Source organism: Thermosynechococcus sp. NK55a (assembly GCF_000505665.1).
Taxonomy (GTDB): Bacteria; Cyanobacteriota; Cyanobacteriia; order Thermosynechococcales; family Thermosynechococcaceae; genus Thermosynechococcus.
Window position 1 is genome coordinate 710,816 of sequence record NC_023033.1, and the last position, 24,075, is coordinate 734,890.

The following is a 24,075-nucleotide window of genomic DNA, read 5'->3' on the forward strand; positions in this document are numbered from 1 at the left end:
ATAGCTTAGCACTAGTTGGACGGTTTTAGATGCCACTGAGGGGATTGAACTGGTAGTTGGAGCCCTTGGGGCCATTGGGCCCCGGTGCCGCTTGGACGAGAGGAACCCGATTAAAGGTACCACTGGCGGTTTGCCCCTGAATTTGCACTCCTTGGCGCAGGAGCTGCTGGGTGCTGGCGCGATCGCCCCCTTTGGCCATGGCTTGGGCTAGGGCTTGGGTGGCATCGTAGGCCGTCGTGGTGCGCCAGCTAATCTGACCCCGCCACGCTTGCGCCGCCTGCTGAGCAAAGGGATCATTGGGGTTGGTACTCCAGGGCACCGCCAAAATCATGCCATTGATGGCACTATCTCCCTTGATCAAGAGATCGGGACCGTAGAGTTGATCACTCCCAAAGAATTGTAGTGGCGGAGTCTGGGTTTGATTGGCGATCGCCAGGGCAACGGCCTCGTTGACTCGAGCGCGACTGAAGGCCAAAACCACCGCATTGGCCGCCGCTTGCCGGGCCGCGGTCATCGCCGTGTTGGCATTAAAGCCGGCGGCCACATCCCTCTGTTGCACCACCTGAGCACCAAACTGCGGTAGGACGGCTGTCAACTTGCTTTTCAGTTCATTGCTATAGGGACTATCGCTGTTGTAAAAAAGAGCCACCTTAGCATGGGGTACTTTTTTCGCTACAGCCTCAGCTAGGGTCTGAGCGGCATTGTCAAGGTAGGTGTTGAGGAGTTGTTTCCCTTTTTCATTGAGGGATAGCGTCTGTACCTGCACCCTACTGTTGCCTTGGGGGATGACATTTGTGGTCAGGGGAGAAAGAGCGGCAATCCCTGCTTGTTCGTAAACCTGTAGGGCTGCACGACTGTTGGCGTCGGTCCCATGACCCAGTACCCCTTGAATTGAACTGTTGATTAAATCCTCGGCCAAGCTGGTCACACCGTTGGGGCTGTTTTCATTCACAATGACGACTTCGAGGGGACGATTAGGTGCACTGGCATTAAACTGTTCTTGGTATTGAGCCACACCCCGCAGCACTTCCTTGGCGGTATCGGGACTGGTGCCAATGGGAACAACGGCAGCCATTGTCATAGGGTTGCCAGCTTGGCGAGCACGGGCATTGTTGAGATAAATGCGTGACTCTGGATCATTGGGATCGAGGGCAACCAGTTCTTGATATTTGGCGATCGCCAGCGCCCAGTCTCCCCGATCAAAGGCAAGGGCGGCCTCCTGCTTGAGGGCTACTCGCTGGGGATTGGGTTCGCTGATGAGAATGCGTTCCCCTTGACTGATGTAGGCGGCGTTGCGGGCGGTGGTTTTGCTCACCAGTTGGCTGCCACTGGTCGATCGGCCCGACAGCGATGGCGGGTTATTCTCACGGTTGGTCAAGAACAGCCGATAACTGAGGAAGCCCATGCCGCCCATCAGGAGTAAAGCCACCCCAAGGGCCACAGCAACGAGGGGCAGGGGCGATTTTTTGCTGCTATTGGCCCTGTTCGCTGGCTCCATGGCCTCACGGGGGAGCCCACACACCGCACAGTCGGGGCCAAAATTTTCGTAGGGCGGATGGGCACCGCTGGCATTGGGGTAGGTTCTGCCGTTTTTAGGCACACCGTCGCAAATCCAAGAACTGGGAGATGGTGCCATGGTGCCCCCCTTCAAGGGAATGTGAGTCAGTGTACTGTTTTAGGCACGGGCAAGCACAGGATTTTCCTCTTCTGCGTCTTCGGTTTCAGTCTCTTCTTCGAGGACAATCGTCATGAAGCGCAGAATATTTTCATTGAGGCGCATGGCGCGTTCAAGGGGGGCGATCGCCGTCCCCGGAGCGGTATAGGTCATCAGAATATAGTAGCCCTCCCGCAGCTTCTTGATCGGATAGGCAAACCGACGCTTACCGCGATTTTGTACCTTGAGCTTTGTAGCGCCCTGTTCTTCTAAAAAAGCGCGAAATTGGCTAATGGTTTGCTCCAATTGCTCTTCGCCCACATCAGGACGAATAATATAAAGCGTTTCGTAGTTACGTGTGATCATTTAGGTCAACTCCCTTTGGACAAATGGCCTTTTGACGGATGCAAAAAGCAAGGCTTTATAATTCTAGCACCGCAGTTTGCCATTCTTGGCAAGGAGAAAAGGGGACTCATTCACTATGGTGGAACGATTTGTGCGGGTGCAGACCACGGGGGGACAAATTCATTACGGCACACTGCAACTCAATCGTGAAGTGATTATTTGGGATGCAGCACCGTGGCTCCACGGCCAACCCACCCACCAAGTCCTCAGTCCCGATCGCTACCAACTGCTGGCTCCCTGCTCCCCCTCGAAAATCGTTGCTGTGGGGCGCAACTATGTCAAACACGCTGCGGAAATGGGCGATAGTGTTCCCCCTGAGCCATTGATTTTTCTGAAACCACCGACAACGGTTCAAGCCCCCGGCTGTCCCATTTGGTATCCGCCCCAAGTGCAGCGCCTGGACTATGAGGGGGAATTGGCGGTAATCATTGGTCGCCGTACCCGTGCCTGCCCTGAAAATGAAGCCCTTGAGCATATTTGGGGCTACACGATCGCCAACGATGTCACCGCTCGGGATCTGCAACAGCGGGAGCAGCAATGGACACGGGCTAAGGGGTTTGACACATTTTGCCCCCTAGGTCCTTGGATTGTGCGAGAGGTTCCCAGTGATGCGCGGTTGCAAACGTTTATTAATGAGGCGGCACCACCGGTCCAATCAGCAACAATTGATCAGATGGTTTTCTCACCCGCAAAGTTGGTGAGTTTCATTAGTTACGTGATGACGCTGCTGCCGGGAGATGTGGTATTGACGGGGACACCCGCAGGAATTGGTCCATTACAAGTGGGCGATCGCGTGCGCGTTGAGATAGAGGGCATTGGTAGCCTGCTTTCAGTAGTCACAACACCTGAGACCCCTTGGACACCCTCCTTGGGTCGCGCCTACTAGGAATAACTTGCCCAACGCCACCAATTCAATGCAAGATATTCAACCGAATAGAAAACCGGTTAGACGGGGTTGCAGCTCTTCAGAGCTTTCTGTATTTCTGTAATGGTGAGGAGGGGCGGGCGAGCCATAGCCCATACCTTTGCAACGGCCGACATTAAGATATGACATTAAGATATTAAGATTTTTGCTGCTTTTGACATTTTACGCAACAAAGTGGTGATAGAAGAAACTCCCCTGAAATACTTGAAATACTAAATACTAGAGGAAGAGTCCTAAATACGGGGGGCAAGTTTGTTGTGGCGTATCCTTTGCATATAGCCTTCATTTGGCACCAGCACCAACCCCTCTACAAAAGTTGTCGCACTGGTCAATACCTGCTTCCTTGGGTACGGCTCCATGGCACTAAGGATTACTTAGACCTGATCCTAATCCTCGCCAAATATCCCCGCCTCAAGCAAACCGTCAACCTTGTGCCCTCCCTGTTGCTCCAAATTCAGGATTATGTCAACGGGACGGCTCTGGATCCCTACCTGACAGCTACACTGACCCCGGTCGAGCAACTCACGGATCAACAGCGCTGGTTTATCATTGAGCATTTCTTTGATGCCCACCACCGCACCATGATTGATCCCCACCCCCGCTATCGTGAACTCTACGAGCAACGGCAAACTCGCGGGAAAACATGGTGTTGGCAAAATTGGCAGCCCCAGGATTATGGGGATTTGTTGGCTTGGCACAATTTAGCGTGGATTGATCCTCTGTATTGGCAGGAGCCAGAGATTGCCCAATGGTTCTCCCAAGGGCGGGATTTTAGCCTTAGCGATCGCCAGCGAATCATTGCCAAACAGCGGGAAATTCTTGGCCAAATCATCCCCCAGCATCGCGCCCTGCAACAGAGGGGTCAAATTGAAGTCACCACCACCCCCTACACCCACCCGATTTTGCCCCTCTTGGTGGATACCGATGCCGCAAAAGTGGCGGTTCCCAACATTGCCTTGCCCCAACAGCGGTTCCAATATCCCGAAGATGTTCCTCGGCATTTGCGGCGGGCCCGAGTTCTTTATGAACAATTCTTTGGGCGATCGCCCCGCGGACTGTGGCCGTCAGAGCAATCCGTAAGTCCAGCTATTCTTGAACCAATTGTCGAGCAAGGATTTGAGTGGATTTGTTCCGATGAAGCAATCTTGGGCTGGACAACGGGAACCTATTTTCACCGCAACGAAGCAGGGGTTGTCCAACAGGCTGATGTTCTTTACCAACCCTACCGCCTGACCACAGCCAAAGGGGATCTCAACATTGTCTTTCGTGATCACCGCCTCTCGGATTTGATTGGCTTTACCTACAGTGCCATGGCTCCCGAAGCAGCGGCAGCGGATTTACTCAAACAGCTTGAGGGCATTCGCCAGCAACTCATTGCCTATGAAAACAGCGGCCAGACCAGTTTACAACAGCCATGGCTAGTGACCATTGCCCTCGATGGTGAAAACTGCTGGGAATATTATCCCCGTGATGGCCTGCCCTTCTTAGAAAGGCTCTATCAAGGGCTGAGTGAGAGCGAGCACTTTGCCTGTGTTTCTGTGGCAGAGTATCTGCAACACTATCCCCCGCGGGCAGTGATTTCGGGCGCTACTCTCCACAGTGGCTCTTGGATTGATGGCAATTTCTGCACGTGGATTGGCGATCCGGTAAAAAACAAAGCTTGGGAGTATTTAGGGGCTGCCCGCCAAACCCTTGAACGTCACCCCGAAGCAACAGAAACAAACAATCCAGCGGCATGGCAAGCCCTTTTGGCGGCTGAAGGCTCTGACTGGTTCTGGTGGTTTGGTGAAGGCCACTCCTCGAACCACGATGCCATGTTTGATCAGCTTTTCCGTGAGCATTTGATGGCGCTCTACACAGCACTGGGGGAGCCGATTCCTGAGGTTCTCAAGGAGCCCTTAGAAGTTCACGAAGCCAAGGATACCTACCCGCCCCAAGGCTTTATTCACCCTGAGATTGATGGGGGCGGTGATGAGCAGGACTGGAACTTTGCCGGCCGGATTCAAATTGGTGGCAGCCGAGGGACGATGCACCGCCAAACCCTGATCAATCGCCTCTGGTATGGGGTGGATCACCTAAATATCTATCTACGTCTTGATGCCCCTACCCAGAAACAGCCCTTTGGCCATGAGATCAGTGCCATCCATTTTTGCTGGTACTACCCCAACAGGGTGACGTACAATAGCCCCCTCTCGGATCTGCGAGATTACCCCGATGAAGCACCCCTGAATTACCTGTACCACCATCAACTGGTCATTGACTTTGAAAACCAACAGATGACCTTCAAGGAAGCGATCGCCAACTATCAGTGGCAAGAGCGCCCCACCCATGCCCGCTATGCCTTGGGCATCTGCCTAGAAGTAGCGATTCCTTGGGCGGATCTGCACCTGCATCCCGATTGTGGTCTTCATCTACTGATTGTGTTGGCCCAGGATGGCTATTACTTGGATCATCTACCCCCAGAGCAACTGCTCTTTTTGACCACACCTTAGACCATAGGGGGCAACCTTTGCTCCACAGCAACAGGAGAGTGCTTAGGCTTCCCGATCAAGCGACCATGGAGGGAGAATAATTTGCAGCGAGAGATTATTTTCTGCGTGCCAAAGTTCTGTAAGCTCAGATAGGAAACCTCTGCGGGATCAACTTGTGCAGTTAGGAGGGTTGTGTGGATAACGTCATCGGCTTAGAGATTATTGAAGTTGTCGAGCAGGCGGCGATCGCCTCAGCGCGGTGGATGGGCAAAGGTGACAAAAACATGGCGGATCAGGCGGCCGTCGATGCCATGCGCAACCGCATGAATCAAATCCATATGCGTGGTCGCATTGTCATTGGTGAGGGGGAACGGGATGAAGCCCCAATGCTCTACATTGGCGAAGAAGTGGGCATTTGTACCCGTCCCGATGCTGCCCAATACTGTAACCCTGAAGAGCTCATTGAAATTGACATTGCCGTTGACCCCTGCGAAGGGACAAACCTTTGTGCCTATGGTCAACCAGGCTCGATGGCAGTGCTGGCCATTTCTGAAAAAGGGGGATTGTTTGCAGCTCCCGACTTTTATATGAAGAAATTGGCAGCGCCCCCTGCTGCTAAGGGCAAAGTGGATATTCGCAACTCCGCGACAGAAAACCTGAAAATTCTCTCTGAATGCCTTGACCGCGCCATCGATGAATTGGTGGTGGTGGTCATGAAGCGCGATCGCCACAATGACTTAATTCAAGAAATCCGCGATGCGGGTGCCCGCGTTCAACTGATCTCCGATGGGGATGTCTCCGCAGCTCTTGCCTGTGCTTTCTCTGGTACCAACATTCATGCCCTCATGGGGATTGGCGCTGCGCCCGAAGGGGTGATTTCTGCCGCTGCCATGCGCGCCTTAGGTGGGCACTTCCAAGGGCAACTGGTCTATGATCCCGCTGTGGTCATGACCAAGGAATGGGCCAATCGCACCCGCGAAGGCAACCTTGAAGAGCTGAAAAAAGCGGGCATCACCGATCCCGATAAAGTGTATGAAGCCGAAGAATTGGCCTCTGGGGAAACGGTGCTCTTTGCCGCCTGTGGCATTACCCCCCGGCATGCTCATGAAAGGGGTGCGTTTCTTCAAGGGAGGTGCCCGTACCCAATCTCTGGTTATTTCCACCCAGTCGAAGACAGCACGCTTTGTGGATACGATCCACATGTTCGATAAGCAATTGAAGTCGCTCCAGTTGTACTAAGCACTGACTGCGACCAAAGATAGACCAAAGATAATGGACTCCCTCCCTGTGGGGGAGGCTTTTGCATGAGTTCAGCCTGTAAAGTGCCATGCCTGTGAACCTCGCCACCACGCTTACCTTTGCTCGCCTGTTGATCGTGTTCGTGATCCTAGGTTTGCTCTCCTTCAATGATGGAGCGGTCTACCGTTGGTGGGGGGTGAGTCTGTTTCTGGTGGCCGCCCTCACGGATTGGCTGGATGGCTACATTGCCCGCCGTTTCAATCAGGTGACGGATTTGGGCAAAGTGCTTGATCCGCTGGTGGATAAGCTGCTGATTCTTGTGCCTCTTTTGCTCTGTATTGCGTGGGCAGAGGTGCCTGCATGGTCAGTGGCGTTGATCCTCTTTCGGGAACTAGGAATTGCCAGCTGGCGGGTTCAGCAATCTCACATTCAGGGGGCGAACCTTTGGGGGAAAGCCAAAACCGTTAGCCAGATTGTGGCCGTGGCGTTGCTTCTGGCTCCCTTACCTCCTGCTTGGCAGGGGGGAATACTCATTGCTTATGGGGGGGCGATCGCCCTCACGCTGATTTCTGGAGCAGTTTATCTTTGCGGTTGAGCGCCAATGCGCCCCGCCAGCACTTCCTGTAACTGCTGCGGATTAATGCGATCAACCCAATAGGCTTGAAAGGTTGGCTGCGCCACTTGGCTAACAAACGTTTGACTCAAGAAGGGACGCAATTGCTCATTCTGTTGATTAAAGACTCCAAAGAAGGCTGCACTCACCCCCTTGAAAAAGGGCTGTGCCAACTGGGGATTCGGGCCAATGAGATCATTAGGTACTGGCAACACCCCCGCTTCGCTGACCCCTAGCGCCGAGAAGTGGGTACCGGGAACGAGCATGGCAAGATACTTGGGCTCGGCCTGCAACCATGTAAAGGGCAAAATCTGCTCCTCTAGCGGTGGCGCAAAGACATCTTTGCTACTGGAAACAATGAGCACAGGCACCTTGATATTGGCCATACCCCGTTCGTCAATCAGCATACTGCTCACTGGATTGACGGCAATCACAGATTTGACCCGTGGATCTACCAATGTAGAGGGCGCATCGGACAGACCGAGACTACGACATTGCAGAGGCAGGGAGATATTAAAGATAAAAAGATCATTCGCTGCTGCTAAACAGCGTTGCTTAACAGCATTCCAGTCAACGGTACCCCCCGCCGCCGCCAGTACCGTAAAGCCCCCCATTGAGTGACCAAAGAGACCAACATTCTTGGTGTCAATTTTCAGGGCAGGGTTTTTCTGAACCAAAGCGGCCACGGCATCTATCCCAAACTTTAAATCGAGGGGACGCTGCGCCCAGTCCTTCGGCAAGTTCTCGTAGTCGAGGGGTGCCCCTGAGAGGAAACTGCCAACCCGACTGGCATCGGAACCGGGGTGAGTGACTGCTAAGACCGCCAGTCCATAACTGGCCAAGTGCTCTGCCAAGTAGGCAAAGGTCGTGCGGTCTGAGGCTAAACCATGGGAAATGACAATCAGGGGCGCAGGCGCCGTGATTCCTATTGGGACATAGAGATCTGCGGGAATGGCGCCCGTGGTGCGATTGGGATTGGTAAATGTCATGTTTTGCTTTTGCCACTGGAAGGGCCCCTTCTGGGCAGGATAAAGACCACTGGGCAGCGACGTTCTTGGCTGGAGTTGCGCCAAGCGTTCGATAAAGTCTTGCGCCCGCTGTTCTTGATTCACTGCACGGATAAAAGCGCCCACTGCCGTTAGGCCCAATTCACCATTGACTTTCACACTCTTGCCGGGAAAGGCCTGTAGCACTGAGAGTAAAGTAATGCCTGAGGGAGAGCTGGCGGCGGTTGTCAGAGCTTTCCCAAGAGCCTGGCCACCATTGACATCATTATCGGCATGGATGACTTGGCCGATACGCTCTAAAAAGCTTTGACCCAGGGGACTGTTGACAAATTGGCTGACGGTGGTGGGTTTCAAGTCCATGCGGGTGGTTAAGCCTTCCCGCAGGTTGGCCTGTTGATCACTGGGGAGCAACTGAATTAAAAGTTTGAGATCCGAGCTAGCCTGACCGGTTGCCGCAAATGTGGCAAGGTCGCTCACTTGAATGTTGAAGGTACCAAAGGGTGGATAAACAAGGCTAATTTGTTCGGCAGCAAGTCCAGTCTGTGTCCAAATGGTTGCAGCTGCCCCCAAGAGGGAGAACCACTGCCATTTTTTCTTTGTGGGCGCGATCGCCATTTCTAAAACACCTTTAATTCCTGCAACATTACTTACTGTATTATTCTGATCTACAAACCAGTTTAATCCTCGCTTTGACAATGAAACTGCAGCCTCAATCCACTCCACGAACGCGAGGATAAAAAAGTACAGGCGAGTCCTGCCCTACCTGACGAGTGCCCTGAGGGAGAGGTTCCATGCTGTGGTATCGTGCTTTTGGAAAAAATAAGGGAACCCGCCCATGAGTGATAATGCAATTCAACAGATGAAGCAAGCTGTTGCCAAAGCCGCCGCCGATCGCGTGGCGTCGGGAATGGTGGTGGGCTTGGGGACAGGGTCAACCACGGCCTTTGTTATTCAGTTTTTGGGCGATCGCCTGCGCAATGGAGAGCTCAGTAACATCGCCGGTGTGCCCACCTCGTTTCAAGCCTCTGTCTTGGCCAAAAAGCATGGCATTCCCCTCGTCACCCTCGATGATGTGGAGAAACTCGACATTGCCATTGATGGTGCCGATGAAGTAGATCCCGCCAAAAACCTGATCAAAGGGGGCGGGGCAGCCCATACCCGTGAAAAAATCGTTGATTCCCTGGCAGAGCAGTTCTTGGTGGTGGTGGATAGTAGTAAACTGGTGCAGCAATTGGGTTCCACCTTCCCCGTACCGGTGGAAGTCTTACCCTTTGCTATCACTCCTGTCACCCGTGCCCTGCAGGCCCTGGGGGGGCGGCCGGAACTACGGATGGGGGTCAAAAAAGACGGCCCAGTGGTCACAGATCAAGGGAACCTTGTCCTTGATGTCAAGTTTGATGATATTCCTAACCCCGCTGAACTGGAGAAAACAATTAACAACATTCCCGGCGTTGTCGAAAATGGTCTTTTTGTCAACCTTGCTGATGTGATTCTCATTGGCGAAATCCTGGATGGCCAACCCCATGTGCGGGAAATGCGCTAAGGCGAGGCCGCTTGTTCTCTGTCGTTCATCGGCGGTCAACAGCAGCTAGAAACGGAGTGTCTTGAGCCCAGCCGCTAACTGACAATCGGGAAATCACACCCCCACATCGTTCAAAATTCAAAATTGATGTTCAAAATTGATGCCATGGGCCTCAAGTCTGCCCATGATTGCGCACACCAAAGGGCACGTGCACAGAGGGAATTGCTCCTGCTGCTGATTCCAGGTGGGTCCGTTGATCGTCGAAGAAAATGTGGGGTTTGAGTTGCCGAAGAATGCGCACTTTCTCGATACCCCCTAGGAAAAAGGTTTCATCGGGCATGACTCCCCAACTGTTGAGTGTGGTTACCACCCGCTCACTGGCCAGGATATTGCGGGCAGTGACAATGGCAATTCGCAATAGCCTCCGATAGCTGGCATCCTGTTGCTCTTTGACCATCTCTAACTGTTGAAAGGCCGACAGTTTTTTGAAGAGATCACTCAAGGGGCCTGGATTGTGGGGAATATCGGCCTTTTGCAGTTCATGGGCTTGAAATTGCTCGAGATCCCCTTGGCGAAAGACCACTTCGGCCTCATCATCCGCCAGTACGCCATCAAAGTCAAAGGCAATCCGCAACTCGGCATCCTCTTCGTGATCGGTGATGGTGGAGGGAATGACCATGCCTGCAGGATAACCAGCCTCGATCGCCTGCTGCACATCCGTTGCATTTGCCGAAAGAAACAGAGACACATTAAAGGCAGGAATGTAGGGGTGGGGAGATTTTCCCCCTAAAAAGGCGGCGCGGGTGATATTGAGGCCGTAGTGTTGAATTGAATAGAAGACCCGCTGACCTGTGTCCGGATCATTTCTAGAGAGGAGCACCACCTCCACTGGCTCCTGTTCGGGATAGGCACGGTTGAGATTCAGAAAGCGGCGAATAAAAGGAAACGCCACCCCCTTCGGCAAGACATCATATTTCCTTTCTCGCTGAAATTGGCGGTACTTTTCGGTCCCTTCATTGCGAAAGACATCATCCGCCTCCCCCAAATCAAAGAGGGCACTGGAGGCCACCGCAATCACTAATTTCTTTTCAATTGGGTATCCCATTGCTGCGTGTCCGATAGTGGGATTGAAGGGCACTGCGCAGTTGAGCGATCGCCCCCGGCCAATCGCCGCGCCGGGGTTGACGAATGAGCTGTGCTGAAGGATACCAAGGCGATCGCGATCCCTGAGAGAACCACCGCCAATCTGCCACAAAGGGCAACAGAATCCACAGGGGTTTCCCCAGGGCACCCGCTAGATGGGCCACGGCTGTGTCAATGGTAACTACGGCATCTAACTGCTGGATCAAAAGCGCCGTATCCAGAAAGTCCCCCATATAGGGCTGGCAGTCAATCACCCCCGCCTGCCGTAGGGATTCACCCTCCGCCGGCGATCGCTCCTTTTGCAGGCTATACCATTGGACATCCAATTCCTGCAGCAGCGGCAGGAAGTACTCGAGGGGACAGGACCGCTGGGCTGTGGTGCAGGTTTGACTATGGCTGGCCCAAACCAGACCAATCCGCGGTTTGGCCACATTAAACATACTGTGGGGTCGGGGGGCGGGTAACTGAAAATAGGGACTGAACTTGGGAAAGTGCTCTTGATCGATGCCTAAGTAGCCAGGCAAACTCAACAGGGGGCTGTGGTAGTCAAACTCCGGCGGGATATCCTCAGTACTGATCACCTGAATAGCGGGCAGGGTTTGACAGAGGCGCATCAAGGGGGGGTAGGCAGCAAAAATCACCCGTTGGGCACGGCGGGCCAGCAAAGGCAGTAAGCGTGCAAACTGAATACAGTCCCCTAGGCCTTGTTCACTATAGACAAAGAGTGTTTTTCCCGCCAGAGACTGACCTCGCCAGCGGGGTTGGGGATAAGAACGCAATCCCCCCTTGGACTGCTGCCAGCGCCACTCATATTCCTGCCATCCCTCCCGGAAGTGCCCCAACATGAGCAGGACCAAGGCCAAATTGAGCCGCACCTCCACCGCTTGGGGGTCAAGGGCAACGGCTTGGCGAAAGTGAAGGAGGGCAGCTTGAGGATCGCCGCTTTCCAGAAGGGCTGTGGCCAACCCTGCTTGGGCTGCACTATTGAGGGGATCGACACTGAGACAACGTTGGTAATAACTAATTGCCGCTGCAAAGTCTCCTTGAGTAAGGCAAATTTGACCCAGTTGCAACAGCGCCTGGGGGTGCTTGTTATCCCGCAGCAGCACTTCTTGGTAGCGATCGCGAGCAGCGGCGAGGTTGCCCTGTAAATGGAGGGCGTAGCCCAGGTTGTAGTGGGCGGCTAAGAGTTCTGGATTGGCACCTAGGGCAGCTTGAAACTGCACAGCGGCGGCTGCATAGTTCTTCAGTTCTAAATAGGCACTGCCCAGATTGTTGTGGACATCCGCTTGACCCGGTTCAAGGTACAGTGACTGTTCATAGCAGGCAGTGGCTTCTGTGAGTTTGCCTTGGGCGTGCAGACAGAGTCCCAAGTTATAGAGGGTCGTGGGCAAGTCGGGATTCAAGGAGAGAGCCTTTTGGTAGCAGGCGATCGCTGCCTCAGTATCCCCCAAGTCCAGATAGGCATTTCCCAAGTTGCTATGGGCTTCTACCCACTCCGGCTTGACTTCAAGGGCACGTTGATAATGGGTAAGGGCAGCCGCCGGTTGCTGCAGCAAATCATGGAGAACGACTGCCAAGCGATAATGGGAAGGAGCATGCCACGGATCAAGGGCGATCGCCTGCTCGTAGGCTGTCCGCGCCTCAAGGGGCTGTGCCAGTTGTTCAGCAATTAACCCCAATAGATAGTAGGCCTCTGGCTGCGGCGTCTGTTCAATAACTTGACGTGCACACTGCTGTGCTTTGCTCCAGTGCTGTTGTTGATACAGTTGCCAAGCCTTTTTTAGCAGCGAGGCAGTCCGCCACCCAAAGATACCCACGGCTATTGTGATGAGCAGTTATTCAAATAATAGGCAACAGCGGTGGCAATCGTAGAATTCCCGTTGAGATTCAAGGGGGTGGGGTCTTGGGGCGGCTGCGGTTCTATTCGCAGAAAATCCCAATGACCACCCAAAAACTCTTCATGGCTGAGGATTTGATGGTAGTGGTGTGCCTGTAATCCGGCTACCAAAAGGGGGCCTTCAGCAAAATCATCACGTCGAATCGTTGCCACCGGTACCCCCAAGCGACAGGCCTCGGCGTAGGTGCCATAGCCGGGCTTGGACACAACTCGACCACAGAGGGGCATCACATCCACCGGCCGCAGTTGACGACCACAGAGCTTCAGTAAGTTTGGCATATTCTCCGGCGCAGCTCCATCAAAAGTGAGAAACTGCCAATCGGGAAACGCCTTGAGGGCTTCGTAGGGAATGGCTTGCAAGCCCAAACCACCAAAGGTCAATAGAACCGTGCGATCGCGGGGGGTAGCAAGGCCAAGGCGCTGCCGCAACTCCTCTGGTTCAAAACGCGGTTCGGCTCCCGTCAGTCCCACCGGTTCCTTGCAGGGAAACGCATTGAGGGGCTCAGCAAAGGGCAGTTGAAACAGGCGATCGCACCCGCTATAAAGATCACTCACCCAATCCGCAATCTCAATAAAATCATCGCCAAAGGAGCGATAGATAAAATCCCAGCCAAAATTACTGGCCATCCAACAGGGCACCCCGGCTCCATGGGCGATCGCCACCGCCAACGGTGGAACATCCGCCAACACCAACTGCGCCCGATTCTGTTGAATAAAATCCACCTCCGCGCGGATTAACTCAGGGGCTGCCGCCTGCAGGGCCAAGAGCTTGGCACGGGTTGCGGTCAAATCCATGTGCAGACTATCGGCTTGTACAACCCCCAGATCAAGGGCACGGGGACGATGAATAAACTCCCCCTCCAGATTTGCCTGCAACAACCAATAGGGAGCGGCCGTCACGATGAGCGGCAAAAGATCCGGCACTTGGCGGCGAATGGCATTCACGAGCGCCGTTGTCCGCGCCACATGACCAAAGCCATGATTGGTGATTGCCACGTAGAGAGCCGGTCGAGCCACTGGGGTGTTTTTACCAAAACCGATGCAATCTTAACATTTGTAACAACTCGCTAGTGGTATTCCCAGAGTCTTTTTTGAATCACTCATTTCCCGCTGGGTACCTAGAATAGATTTACTCCAATCTATTCAAGCAATACATAAGATAGATTTATTGGTGGTATTTATGAATTTATGTTGCTTTCTATAAAGATATGTAACATACTATTGACTAGGAGGCAGAGATAACCATAGCAACACGCTAGATATTTAACATCTCTGAAGCATATGACCTACACCACCGATACTCGTTTCACTCCCTCAACACTCGCTACGGCCGTTCAAGAGGTCACCACGCTTTTCAACTGCCTGAGCGTCGATGACAAACTAGGAGTCCTGTGGTTCCTCTACACTGAAACGGGTCGTTCAATTACAGCCGCCGCCCCTGGTACGGCTCGCCTACAGCTGGCGGAAGGGCTACTCAATCAGGTCAAAGCCCTCAGTTTTGATGAGCAACTCCAATTTATGCGTGACTTGGTGGCCAATGTGGACACCCCTCTCACCCGTGCCTACGGGGTCTTTAGCCCCAACACCAAGCTCGGCTTCTGGTACCAACTGGCAGAACTGATGAAACAGGGGTTTGTGGTACCTGTGCCCCCCGGTTATACCCTGAGCCGCGATGCTGATCGCGTGTTTGAGGCCATCAAAGCCCTTGACTTTGGTCAACAGATTACCGTCCTGCGGAATGCGGTGGTCGCCATGGGTGTGGATCCCCTTGCCGTCTAATTGAGATGCCATGGGTTACGCCAGGGGGCAACTTGCTCCCTTTTTTTCTCGATTCAAACCCCTGAGGACCTGAAAATATGACCCATCTTGTTCATTCCATTCCCGGTATTGATGAACCGACGCTGATTGCCTATTTTGCTGCCCTCAATGGTGAACGCTACGAGGATGTGGCTGGCCTGTTTGCTGAGGAGGGAGTGCTCTATCCACCCTTTGAGGATCCCATCATTGGCCGTGGGGCGATCGCCCACTATCTCCACCTGGAAGCCGTGGGTATGCGAGCAGAACCCCGCACAGGAGAACTACTGAGCACAGAGGGCATAGAACGTCGCTACCGCCTCATCGGTAAAGCTAAGCTCCCCCTCTTTAGTGTCAATGTCGCTTGGCAATTTGGCCTCAATCCTAAGAATCAAATCACGTTTGTGAAAGTGGATTTGCTAGCCACCTTGGAGGAACTCCTCAACTATCAGCCTCTGCGTCAGCAGCGCTAGGGCGACTGGAAAACACCTCGGACTCTAAGGCCTCTACGCGATCGCGCAAATTGTGGAGAATACCAGAATGACTCAGGCGTACCGCTGCTAACTGTTCCCGCAGACGATCGCAGTTCTCGGACAGTTGTTGGCGCAGATAAATCACTTCACGGCTGAGAGCATTGACTCGTCGCTCTAGATTCGCCACCCGTTCAGGCAAATGATTGGCTTGGGTATAAAATTTGCAAACAATGTCAACAATTGCCGCCTCAAGGCTAGCCAATTGATGCTCCCGCTGATAGGCATACAGCCAACTGAGAACCTCTGGCGGTAAATGTTCTGTAATTGGCGACTCAGAATTCACGATTCTATCCTTTGGCAGGCAGTATTTCTATTTTGTTTTCTTTGTTTTCTATTTTGTCGCTTTAGGGAAAGTCGTGCGAGCGGGTCGAGGTATGGGAATAGACGCTTGTAGTCAGGCAAGGCCACGGCCACTGAGCAACAACTTGGGAGACGTCAGCCAAAAGAGTTGACTATTGCCAAGGGGATCAGTTTCTGGAATCTTCAAGCCAATGATGCCTGCCTTCTTGAGTTCGATGTGTCCCAAGGCTTTGCCACAGGTGAGAAGTTCTGCCCAGTGACTGAGATTGGGTTCATGACCCACCGCCATTAGGGCACCCGCATGTTCTTGACGCCAGTGGCTGAGCCAACGGAGCCATTCTTGCAGGCTGCCACTCGGAGCCAGTAGGTCAGAAATTATCAGCTCGGGAGCAACCCCCACTTCAAGGAGAATTTCTGCCGTTTGCCGTGCCCGCACCAGTGGGGAGGAGAGAATGAGTTCTGCCTCAATGCCTAAATCGAGTAACCGCCGCGCAATCTGCTGGGTTTTCTTTTCGCCTTTGGCCGTTAGGGGGCGATCGCTATCACTGCCTGCAAACATCTCCCGTTCGACCGCAAGGCCGTGGCGGAAAAAAAGACTGTTAGCTCCGTCATAAAGACCTAAAAGTTGACGACTGCGAACCGTGCCTCACTCCGTGCCGTGGAGGACATTGTTCTTGGGATTGACGAGGTGGAGGAGCTTCTGCTTAATCTGGGTATCGTAAACGCTCCACTTGAGTTTAGCGTATTCTGGATTCTCATTGAGCCCCGACAAGAAGCCCACGGGAATTTCAAAACCGCCAGCTTGGGAGCGACCACCACCAAAGAAGCGGCCCTGACTATCCTTACCAAAGGCCTCCTTGATAAACTCATCGGGGTCAAGGGTAATTTTTGTCGTGCGCAGCGAGCCAATAATCAGTTCTACCTCTTCATCTTCGTCGTGGACAAGGCCATAAACAACGGCGGTGTGGACGTTCTCCTCGGTTACCAGAAAATCTGCTGCTTGGGGAATGGCATCGCGGTCTTCGTAGCGGATGTAACCCACGCCAGATATTGAGAAATTGTTGTGAATAGAGCGGTTTTTCAGCGATCGCTCGATGACATCCATCACCTGCTTCGAGCGGTGGGACTGCAAAATGGTGTTCAGCAGTTGATAGTCAATGAAGCGACTCAAAAAGGCCGCTGCTAGAAAGTCCTCTTCTTTGGCTTGTTTGAGGCAATCGGTGTCGGAGCGCAGACCATGCATCAGAGCTGTGGCACATTTCACATGGACCGGGTTGCTACTATCGAGAGTGAGGAGCCCTGCTTGCAGGTATTGGGTAAAGATAGTGGCGGTGGCGCGGGTCGTTGGCCGAATATCTGTAAACTCGGCTTGAATAGTTTCTTGGAGACTGTGGTGATCAATAATGGCGATCGCTGGCAGCCTGGCCTCCTGCACCAGAGGGAGCAATTGGCTGGTGGTGCCTTGGTTATCAATGAGGACATAGCCCTGGTAGCAGCTACAGTCCCGCTGCTCTTTATTTTTAGTTCCCTGCACAGACCAGCGCACTAGGGGCATCCCCGTCAGCCGGGCTAGGGTAATATTCTCCTGATGGCTGAGGGCACCGGCGTAGGCAATATCGCACTGAATCTCAAATTGCTCAGCAATCAGCTTATAGGTCCATGCCGACGAGAGGGCATCTGGGTCAGGAAAGTCTTGGAGAATAATCAACTGACGCGTCCCACGATGGCGTTCTAGCATTTGCCGTAGGGCCTCAGCACGGGGGTCACTCAAGCGAACTTCTGCCTTCACTAAATCCGTTTTGCTCGTGTCTGCTTTCACCAGTGCGTTACCATTCAGTTCAAGGTGTGTCGCCTCAACGTCACTGGGAGCAGATTCACTGACTTCAACTGGATAGGGAGAGTGCATAGTTGTTTCAGCGTTGGATAGCAGGGTTGAACCCAATGGGGAACGCCCAGAAGAGAATTGTCGTCACTATACTGTCAACGACTCTATCTCGATCTTGGCAGATATTTTACCGTTTGGCATCCCCCCTTGGACAGCGGTTGTGGCAGGGGCGATCGCTCCCTCCCTGGCCGCCTTTAGTCTTCACTCTGGCGATCGCCCTCTTTTTCGCAGGAACCCCCAGCGGCAAAGCGCAGCAGGTGTGGCGAGGCACCGAAGCAGTCACCCTACAGCGAGCCTATGGGGAGTGGCAGCGGCAGCACATCCTCTACCTCGGTGAAACCCATGACAGCGTTGCTGATCATGCGGCACAGTTGTTGATTTTGCAGGAATTGCAGCGGCGGCGCCCCCTGGCGATCGCCCTAGAAATGATTCAGTGTCCTTTTCAAGCCGCCCTGGATGCCTACATTGGCGGTGAAATCACAGAGATGGAATTGCTGGTGCAAACCCAATATGCCCAGCGCTGGGGCTTTCCTTGGTCGCTGTATGCACCGATTTTTCGCTTTGCCAAGGAGCAGCAGATTCCCCTAATTGCCTTGAATACACCCACCGAAGTCACTCGCCAAGTGGCACGCCAAGGCCTAGAGAGCCTAGGGGAAGAGGATTTTCGCTATATTCCGCCCCTGGCAGATATTGACTTGAGTAACACCGCCTACCGCGATCGCCTGCAGGAGATTTTTATTGCTGCCCATGAAGGGGTAAGCCACAGTATGAATTTTGACTTCTTTTACCAAGCCCAAGTCCTTTGGGATGAAACCATGGCCAAAGTCGTTGCTAAACATCATCAGCAGCATCCCGATCGCCTGATTGTGGTGCTGACGGGGCGGGGTCATGTTTATTTTGGGGATGGCATTCCCCAACGGGTACAGCGACGGCTTTCCCCCAACCTCCGCCAAGCAATTATCCTCCTGAATCCCACAGCAACCGAAAAAGCCAAACCCGGCATTGCCGACTGGTTCTGGCAAAATGATCCACCCTAGCCTCTCCTAGTCAGCTAGGCCATGTTCAAGGGCAAAGCGCACGAGTTCTGTGCGGCTACTAGTACCCGTTTTCACAAAAAGGCGACTGACGTACTTTTCAATATTGCGAACACTGGTATTTAGTTGGCTAGCAATTTCCTTATTCATCAGACCCTTAACCACCAGTTGCAGGACACTGGCTTCACGGGGGGTGAGCTCCAGTTGAATCGGGGGAGCAGTAGGATAGCCTTTGCCCCGTTGGAGGAGCATTGCCCGCAGTTCAGCAATTTGTTGGGCTAGGTTAGCCAGATTGGGTTCTGCCTCATCCCGGGCAGCCGCTTGCCGGCGCAGCAGATTTTTAATAATGGCCACCAGTTCCTCGGGGTCAAAGGGTTTGGCCAGGTAAGCATCACAGCCAGCATCATAGCCTTGGATGCGATCGCGCGTCATGCCCCGCGCTGTGAGGAAGATGACGGGAATATGGTTGAGATGGGGCTGTTGGCGCACCTTTTCCAAAAAGGCATAGCCATCCATGTGCGGCATCATAATGTCCGTAATCATCAGGTCGGGTACATTGGTTTCTAGGTACTCTAGGGCAGCTTGGCCATTGGCCACTGCTGTCACCTCAAAGCCACTGTCCTCTAAATAGGCTGTCACTGCCTCGCGTACCCCTGGTTCATCATCCACTAGCAGTAATTTTGCTGTCATTGGCTATCTCCTGCGCCCGTAGGACTTCACTTTATGCTCTAACATAATTGGCAGTATCTAGGTGGAAGGATTGAATGGCGATTATTGTGCTGCGGGCATGGTACCTACCGCAGTATGAACCCCTCGAACAGCTCGAGCAACGCCCCCACGATTTACGGCTCAACAAGAGTAGCCTACTGAAAACGGCCCTGCGGGCTGACTTTCTTGATGACTTGGAAACAGTCCAGCGTTCGGAGTGGTTTCAACGCTATCGCCTCGGCGAAACGGTGGAATTTTATATTGAGGGCAGTGGTAGCTATACGATCGCTAACATTGATATTCTCAGTCATGAAATCTACTTCATCAAGAGCGATCGCCAGGCTTACTTAGAACCGATTCTCTTTTTCAGTGCCGCAGATAGCTCCAGTAGTGACGAGATTCGCACAGCTCTCAAAGCATTTGTGGCCAATACCCCCAGCCGCTTCCCCTTAGCACTGGTCGAAAGTCCACGCTCAGCCACTGCCCCTCTGCATCTCGATAGTCCTGTGATCAGCCAATTGCGTCGCTCGCTCCTGTTTATTGCCGATGGTACAGCAGTTGAAAATGGCCACTTGCCCACCCTGATTGCCCTGGAATTAGGCTACGCCCTTGCCAGTAAGCGGCGCAATCAAATCCTTGTTATTCAGCAGGAGCACCCAAGCCAGCGGGCACTTCTACCCATTGAAGTTCCCAGTCGTCAGCGTTTTGTCTATGACACTCCCCAAACGCTAAATGCAAACTTGGCAACTGTACTGCAAAGACTTTTAGAACCCTTTGACCTCTTTCGAGGGGAATCCCTCAGATAATTGCTGCTATCAATGAACCAGATCGTAGAACAAGTAGCAAGGAATCCCCGCTTCTAAAAGAAGGCGAGGAAGAATTGGCAGCACCGGACAGCAATGCTGAATGAAATTATGAATCCACTGTTTCAGGGTTTCTGCCTCCTGGTTAGTGAGCAGCTGGTCACAGGGTCTAAAGTCACGGTTGTGGAACTGCTCCACTTGAATTTTTGCCAGCCAGCTTTCACGGGGACGGGTCAGCAACCAATAGTTGGTGACAATCATTTTCCCTAGGTAGCGCACTGCCACTTCTGTAATGCGTCGAAAGAGCTCATAGTATTCGGAGAGCGTGGTGGCTTCTTGGTTGGCGGGAGGAGCAGGACGTTTGTTGTCTGTGTTAGCCAGTTCGCTAAAGAAGGATAACAGCTCTGTAATCGCATTCTGGGACACTGGCAGGTCAAGACCCACGAGATCAAAAATTCTTTGCTCAATGTGTTGTAGCTGAAGGGTTTGATGCGGGTCATTAGCTTTTATTTTTTGATGCAAATTGATAAGAAATTCTAATTGATTAAGCTGTGGATATGTTAAGTGGTTGAAGTTGATGTAGCGATCTAGATCCTCCTCATTATTGATCTTGCGTGGAGAGCGATCGCAACCCCCATAGGAGAGAATCGCAGGATGCTCTGCTAGTAAGCGCCGCACATAGTACCGAATCATGGGAGAAATTTGCATAGCAGGAACCCTCAAAGTCAGGACAGTACAGAGGAACGAAAAGCAAAGGCGCACGTGACATGAACATGGTTTCAGGTGTGCAAGGGGTAAGTGAATGATGAATACATAGTACCTACCTAACAAATCCAGAGGTTAGGGGAGTAAAAATTAGTAGAAATTAAAAATATCTTTAAAAAATAATTGCTACCCTCAGGGAAATGCCAGCCACTTCAGGTTTACAAGTAAACCTAAGGCATTGAAGTTAACTTAAGCTAAGCTTAAATTGAAGGAAAACCCAACTCCATTGGATGAAGTATGCTTCTTTTATAAGGTCTGAAATCTGGGATCGTCAAGTATTCAAGGATACAAATAGTTTTTTGTGTAAATGCCCTGCAGCATAGCCACTACGTGGCACCGTAAAATTTAATAAACCATTTACAAATTTACACATTGAGTCTGAACTTGGGAGCCAAGGCCACAAATATTGCTTATAGGCCTGTAACAATTATTTGTTTTTTATATTCTGATTACAATTCTTTACATCAATTTTATTGATTGCAGCAGCTCCATGTCTGTAGGCGGGTGGGGATCATTTATCGCTCTTGCTTCCAGGGTTGATTAGCAAAGATACTGTCCTTTTCAGAGAATTTCTAGGGCGATCGCCGATGGTCTGCTGATCCAGCGATGGCATGCGCTGTTCCGAGAAATCAGCGATGATCGTCTTACCCTTGATGCTGTTTAACCCTTCATCTCCTTATTGAACCGCCTATGCTTGCTGTTTATCCCGGAAGTTTTGATCCCATTACCCTAGGCCACTTGGATATTATTGAGCGGGGCGCTCGTCTCTTTAGCGAGGTCATTGTGGCGATCGCCCACAACCCTCAGAAAAAAGCCCTCTTTAGCGTCAGCCAACGGATCAAGCAAGTACAGGCGGCTACCAGCCACTTAAAAAATGTGCGGGTGGATACGTTTGATGGCCTGACCGTTGAGTACGCGCGATCCCAAGAGGCAAAGGTTCTTCTGCGGGGGCTACGGGTTCTGTCGGACTTTGAATACGAGCTTCAGATGTCCCACACCAATAAAAGCCTTTGGCCAGAGATTGAGACTGTGTTCCTCACCACGTCCAATGAGTATAGTTTCTTAAGTAGTAGCTTAGTAAAAGAAATTGCCCGATTTGGCGGTAATGTTCGTCATCTTGTACCAGCCAGTGTTGCAAAGGATTTAGAAGCATGCTTTACTCAAACACCAATCCCATCTCAACGACCGCCGGAGTAAAAGAAGCCCTTGATGTCCCTGCTCCTGCGCTGCAACTCCTGCAACAACTACAAAAACTGGAAGAACTCCTGATTCTTGAAGGAACGAAGATTCCGCTGACAGGGCGCAAACTCATTGATGAAGAGCAGCTCCTTAACCAGCTTGCCCACATTGAACAGGCGATCCCCGAATCAGTGAAGGCCGCGCAACAGATTCTCAATCAGCGTGATAAGATCATCGAGCGCGCCCAGCACCGCGCCCAAGAAATTCTTCGCGCCGCAGAGCAACGTGCTGCCCAAATAACTGATGAACTGCGGATTCGCCAGCAGGCAGAACTAGAAGCTCAGAAAATTCGCCAGCAGGTGCAGCAAGAGGTGGAATTGATGCGCCAGCGCGCGCTCGAGGAAATCAATCTGCTACGGCAAAATACAGAAAAAGAACTAGCCCATCTGCGCCAACTGACCCGCCATGAATGTCAGGAGCGACAACAAGAAGCGGACGCCTATGCCGATCGCACCCTTGCGGCAATGGAACGGCAACTCAAGGAAATGCTAGCGGTGATTCAAAACGGGCGCCAATACCTCAAGCAGCACCAAGCCCACCATTAACCCTAGGAAATTCTCCAACGTCAGTTTGTCAGTGCTTGGATCAGGGGGGCGATCGCCCAGGAACCCATACGGCCACCTAGACCCAAGGGAATTCTCACACTAACGGGCTTTCACAGGCTCTAAGGTAAAGAACGTTTGAAAAATTTGCGTATCCACCTCATTCATTTGCTGCTGCAAGTAATCGAGGAACTCGTGCATGCCTTGACTAATAATTTCATCAATTGTCAAATAGTCCAGTTGCGATCGCAGGCGTCCCAGTTGGCGTTCCACAGGCTGGTGCCAACTCCCCAAGGGAGTCCCTGTAATCCTGTAGAGGGATTTTTCCACCTGCAACAGACAAAAGCGAATCGCACGCGGAAACTCGTCATCGAGAATCAAAAACTCTGCTACCCCTGCGGGTGTAATCCGATGGGAACGGCGTTTACGGTACATCTCATAGGCACTGGCAGATTTCAGGAGCGCAATCCAGCCCAACTCATCAATGGGCGTGCCCACATCTTCCACCGAGGGCAACAGCAAATAGTATTTCACATCGAGAATCCGCGAGGTTTTATCGGCTCGCTCCAGTAACCGTCCCATTTGGCCAAAGTGCCACGCTTCATTGTGGCTCATAGTGCTGTCCATCACGCCAGCAAAAAGGTGACTGGCCTGTTTCACTTGTGCCAAAAAGCTGGCAATCTCTAAGCCCTCAGGGGCTTTAGCCGCCTCGCGCACCATTGTGTAGAAGGCATTCACCTGCTGCCACATTTCTGAGGAAATCACCTCGCGAATGGATGTAGCATTCTCCCGTGCCGCCCGCAAACACGAGATGATGGAGTTGGGATAGGTGGTGTCAAAGGTGAGGAACTGAATCACATTTTCAGCCGTAGCAGTGCCGTAGTGCTTCTGAAAAAAGGGCAAATCCCCCGTTGTTAACACGAGGGGATCCCATTGACTGGAAAGACTCGTGGGCAGATCTAGTAGCATATTCAAGTTGACATCCACAAAACGAGCAATATTCTCTGCCCGCTCAATGTAGCGATTTAACCAATACACCGCATCGGCAACACGACTTAACATATACTGGCAAGCATTCACTCTCTGCCCACTCTAGCAACCTTTGCCAGTCTTGAGTATATGCAGCGAACCCGTCTTAATACCCTGCTCGATCGTCTGGGCGCTGGGATTCAGGAGCAGTTAAAAAATCCGTGGCGACGGCTAGCGACACTGAGTATTGCCTTTCTTTTTGGGGTGTTCTTGGGCTTGGCAATTTCCTCTAGTGCGGGTCAACTGGGCTATTTAGATATTGTTGCCTCGACCATCGTGGCGATCGTTGCCGAAGTGATTAGTGCTGTGTTCTATGGCGATCGCTGGAAACTGCGGCAAACCCTCTTTGGCGAAATGCTCAATGCCCTGAAGTTTGGTTTGCTCTATGGCTTGTTCCTCGTTGCCTTCCTGCTGGGAAGTTAGTTGCTGATGCAATTGGGGATACCTGAATGAGCATCGCTGCAATTTTGACTGCGATTCCCGACCAGGAACCGCCAGAAGACCTGGAAGCGCTCATTGCAGCGGCGGAAACGGGAGACGGGCCAGTTGCATCCTAGAAAGCCC

The 24,075-nt window shown here is 52.4% G+C and carries 23 protein-coding genes and 1 pseudogene; 12 read left to right on the forward strand and 12 right to left on the reverse strand.

Annotated features, from left to right (window positions below):
• Nucleotides 1–25 precede the first annotated feature (25 nt).
• Nucleotides 26–1,636, reverse strand: coding sequence for an ABC transporter substrate-binding protein (locus NK55_RS03460; protein ID WP_041429039.1), 1,611 nt, complete (start codon nucleotides 1,634–1,636; stop codon nucleotides 26–28).
• 39 nt (nucleotides 1,637–1,675) lie between these two features.
• Nucleotides 1,676–2,020, reverse strand: coding sequence for a 30S ribosomal protein S6 (gene rpsF / locus NK55_RS03465; protein WP_024124427.1), 345 nt, complete (start codon nucleotides 2,018–2,020; stop codon nucleotides 1,676–1,678).
• Nucleotides 2,021–2,135: 115 nt separating this feature from the next.
• Between rpsF and NK55_RS03470 the strand changes: the two genes are divergently transcribed.
• The 4 genes and pseudogenes from NK55_RS03470 (at nucleotide 2,136) to pgsA (ending at nucleotide 7,289) form a co-directional block, all read left to right on the forward strand.
• Nucleotides 2,136–2,945, forward strand: a complete 810-nt coding sequence (locus tag NK55_RS03470) for a fumarylacetoacetate hydrolase family protein (RefSeq protein WP_024124428.1) — start codon at nucleotides 2,136–2,138, stop codon at nucleotides 2,943–2,945.
• Between the two features lie 296 nt (nucleotides 2,946–3,241).
• Complete coding sequence (locus NK55_RS03475) at nucleotides 3,242–5,476, forward strand: glycoside hydrolase family 57 (RefSeq protein WP_024124429.1); 2,235 nt, start codon at nucleotides 3,242–3,244, stop codon at nucleotides 5,474–5,476.
• Nucleotides 5,477–5,649: 173 nt separating this feature from the next.
• A pseudogene (glpX, locus tag NK55_RS03480) lies at nucleotides 5,650–6,694 on the forward strand (class II fructose-bisphosphatase).
• 88 nt (nucleotides 6,695–6,782) lie between these two features.
• A complete protein-coding gene (pgsA, locus tag NK55_RS03485) occupies nucleotides 6,783–7,289 on the forward strand; it encodes a CDP-diacylglycerol--glycerol-3-phosphate 3-phosphatidyltransferase (protein ID WP_024124430.1) in 507 nt (168 codons plus the stop codon).
• Here the strand turns inward: pgsA and NK55_RS03490 are convergent.
• Entirely contained in the window at nucleotides 7,274–8,929 is a 1,656-nt protein-coding gene (locus NK55_RS03490; RefSeq protein ID WP_024124431.1) for an alpha/beta hydrolase, read from the reverse strand. The genes pgsA and NK55_RS03490 overlap by 16 nt on opposite strands.
• 220 nt (nucleotides 8,930–9,149) lie before the next feature.
• On the opposite strand from NK55_RS03490, the gene rpiA reads away from it, so the two are divergent.
• Complete coding sequence (gene rpiA / locus NK55_RS03495; protein ID WP_024124432.1) at nucleotides 9,150–9,857, forward strand: ribose-5-phosphate isomerase RpiA; 708 nt, start codon at nucleotides 9,150–9,152, stop codon at nucleotides 9,855–9,857.
• A 151-nt stretch (nucleotides 9,858–10,008) separates the two neighbouring features.
• Here rpiA and NK55_RS03500 read toward each other — a convergent pair whose 3' ends face one another.
• From NK55_RS03500 to NK55_RS03510, 3 genes are read right to left on the reverse strand one after another with little or no spacing between them, the layout of a single operon-like run.
• Nucleotides 10,009–10,941, reverse strand: a complete 933-nt coding sequence (locus NK55_RS03500; protein WP_024124433.1) for a 5'-nucleotidase — start codon at nucleotides 10,939–10,941, stop codon at nucleotides 10,009–10,011.
• Nucleotides 10,925–12,799, reverse strand: coding sequence for a tetratricopeptide repeat protein (locus tag NK55_RS03505; protein ID WP_024124434.1), 1,875 nt, complete (start codon nucleotides 12,797–12,799; stop codon nucleotides 10,925–10,927). The genes NK55_RS03500 and NK55_RS03505 overlap by 17 nt, the downstream gene beginning before the upstream one ends.
• 2 nt (nucleotides 12,800–12,801) lie before the next feature.
• Nucleotides 12,802–13,896, reverse strand: coding sequence for a hypothetical protein (locus tag NK55_RS03510; protein ID WP_024124435.1), 1,095 nt, complete (start codon nucleotides 13,894–13,896; stop codon nucleotides 12,802–12,804).
• Between the two features lie 264 nt (nucleotides 13,897–14,160).
• On the opposite strand from NK55_RS03510, the gene NK55_RS03515 reads away from it, so the two are divergent.
• Nucleotides 14,161–14,658 (forward strand): orange carotenoid protein N-terminal domain-containing protein, encoded by a 498-nt coding sequence (locus NK55_RS03515; protein WP_024124436.1) that lies wholly within the window; start codon nucleotides 14,161–14,163, stop codon nucleotides 14,656–14,658.
• A gap of 77 nt (nucleotides 14,659–14,735) precedes the next feature.
• Complete coding sequence (locus NK55_RS03520) at nucleotides 14,736–15,146, forward strand: nuclear transport factor 2 family protein (RefSeq protein ID WP_024124437.1); 411 nt, start codon at nucleotides 14,736–14,738, stop codon at nucleotides 15,144–15,146.
• Here the strand turns inward: NK55_RS03520 and NK55_RS03525 are convergent.
• From NK55_RS03525 to NK55_RS03535, 3 genes are all read right to left on the reverse strand, one after another.
• Nucleotides 15,115–15,489 carry a hypothetical protein gene (locus NK55_RS03525; protein WP_024124438.1) on the reverse strand — a complete coding sequence of 125 codons (375 nt, stop codon included), beginning with the start codon at nucleotides 15,487–15,489 and terminating at the stop codon, nucleotides 15,115–15,117. The genes NK55_RS03520 and NK55_RS03525 overlap by 32 nt on opposite strands.
• 111 nt (nucleotides 15,490–15,600) lie before the next feature.
• A complete protein-coding gene (gene sixA, locus NK55_RS03530) occupies nucleotides 15,601–16,065 on the reverse strand; it encodes a phosphohistidine phosphatase SixA (RefSeq protein WP_024124439.1) in 465 nt (154 codons plus the stop codon).
• A gap of 87 nt (nucleotides 16,066–16,152) precedes the next feature.
• The gene (locus NK55_RS03535; RefSeq protein WP_024124440.1) at nucleotides 16,153–17,412 is read right to left on the reverse strand and encodes a bifunctional oligoribonuclease/PAP phosphatase NrnA; all 1,260 of its coding nucleotides are present in this window, start codon (nucleotides 17,410–17,412) and stop codon (nucleotides 16,153–16,155) included.
• Nucleotides 17,413–17,525: 113 nt separating this feature from the next.
• Between NK55_RS03535 and NK55_RS03540 the strand changes: the two genes are divergently transcribed.
• Nucleotides 17,526–18,428, forward strand: coding sequence for a ChaN family lipoprotein (locus NK55_RS03540; RefSeq protein ID WP_225871781.1), 903 nt, complete (start codon nucleotides 17,526–17,528; stop codon nucleotides 18,426–18,428).
• A 6-nt stretch (nucleotides 18,429–18,434) separates the two neighbouring features.
• Here NK55_RS03540 and NK55_RS03545 read toward each other — a convergent pair whose 3' ends face one another.
• Nucleotides 18,435–19,115 (reverse strand): response regulator transcription factor, encoded by a 681-nt coding sequence (locus NK55_RS03545; protein WP_024124442.1) that lies wholly within the window; start codon nucleotides 19,113–19,115, stop codon nucleotides 18,435–18,437.
• Between the two features lie 74 nt (nucleotides 19,116–19,189).
• On the opposite strand from NK55_RS03545, the gene NK55_RS03550 reads away from it, so the two are divergent.
• Entirely contained in the window at nucleotides 19,190–19,939 is a 750-nt protein-coding gene (locus tag NK55_RS03550) for a hypothetical protein (protein ID WP_024124443.1), read from the forward strand.
• A gap of 9 nt (nucleotides 19,940–19,948) precedes the next feature.
• On the opposite strand, the gene NK55_RS03555 is transcribed toward NK55_RS03550, so the two are convergent.
• Nucleotides 19,949–20,644: a hypothetical protein gene (locus NK55_RS03555; protein ID WP_024124444.1), complete on the reverse strand. Its 696-nt coding sequence runs from the start codon at nucleotides 20,642–20,644 to the stop codon at nucleotides 19,949–19,951.
• Nucleotides 20,645–21,391: 747 nt separating this feature from the next.
• Between NK55_RS03555 and coaD the strand changes: the two genes are divergently transcribed.
• Nucleotides 21,392–21,898 (forward strand): pantetheine-phosphate adenylyltransferase, encoded by a 507-nt coding sequence (coaD, locus tag NK55_RS03560; RefSeq protein WP_024124445.1) that lies wholly within the window; start codon nucleotides 21,392–21,394, stop codon nucleotides 21,896–21,898.
• Nucleotides 21,853–22,485, forward strand: coding sequence for an ATP synthase F0 subunit B (locus NK55_RS03565; RefSeq protein ID WP_024124446.1), 633 nt, complete (start codon nucleotides 21,853–21,855; stop codon nucleotides 22,483–22,485). Before coaD ends, NK55_RS03565 begins: the two co-directional genes overlap by 46 nt.
• A 99-nt stretch (nucleotides 22,486–22,584) precedes the next feature.
• Here NK55_RS03565 and NK55_RS03570 read toward each other — a convergent pair whose 3' ends face one another.
• Complete coding sequence (locus NK55_RS03570; RefSeq protein ID WP_024124447.1) at nucleotides 22,585–23,544, reverse strand: alpha-E domain-containing protein; 960 nt, start codon at nucleotides 23,542–23,544, stop codon at nucleotides 22,585–22,587.
• A 57-nt stretch (nucleotides 23,545–23,601) separates the two neighbouring features.
• On the opposite strand from NK55_RS03570, the gene NK55_RS03575 reads away from it, so the two are divergent.
• On the forward strand, nucleotides 23,602–23,934 hold the full coding sequence (locus NK55_RS03575; RefSeq protein WP_024124448.1) for a DUF565 domain-containing protein: 333 nt from the start codon (nucleotides 23,602–23,604) through the stop codon (nucleotides 23,932–23,934).
• Nucleotides 23,935–24,075 lie beyond the last annotated feature (141 nt).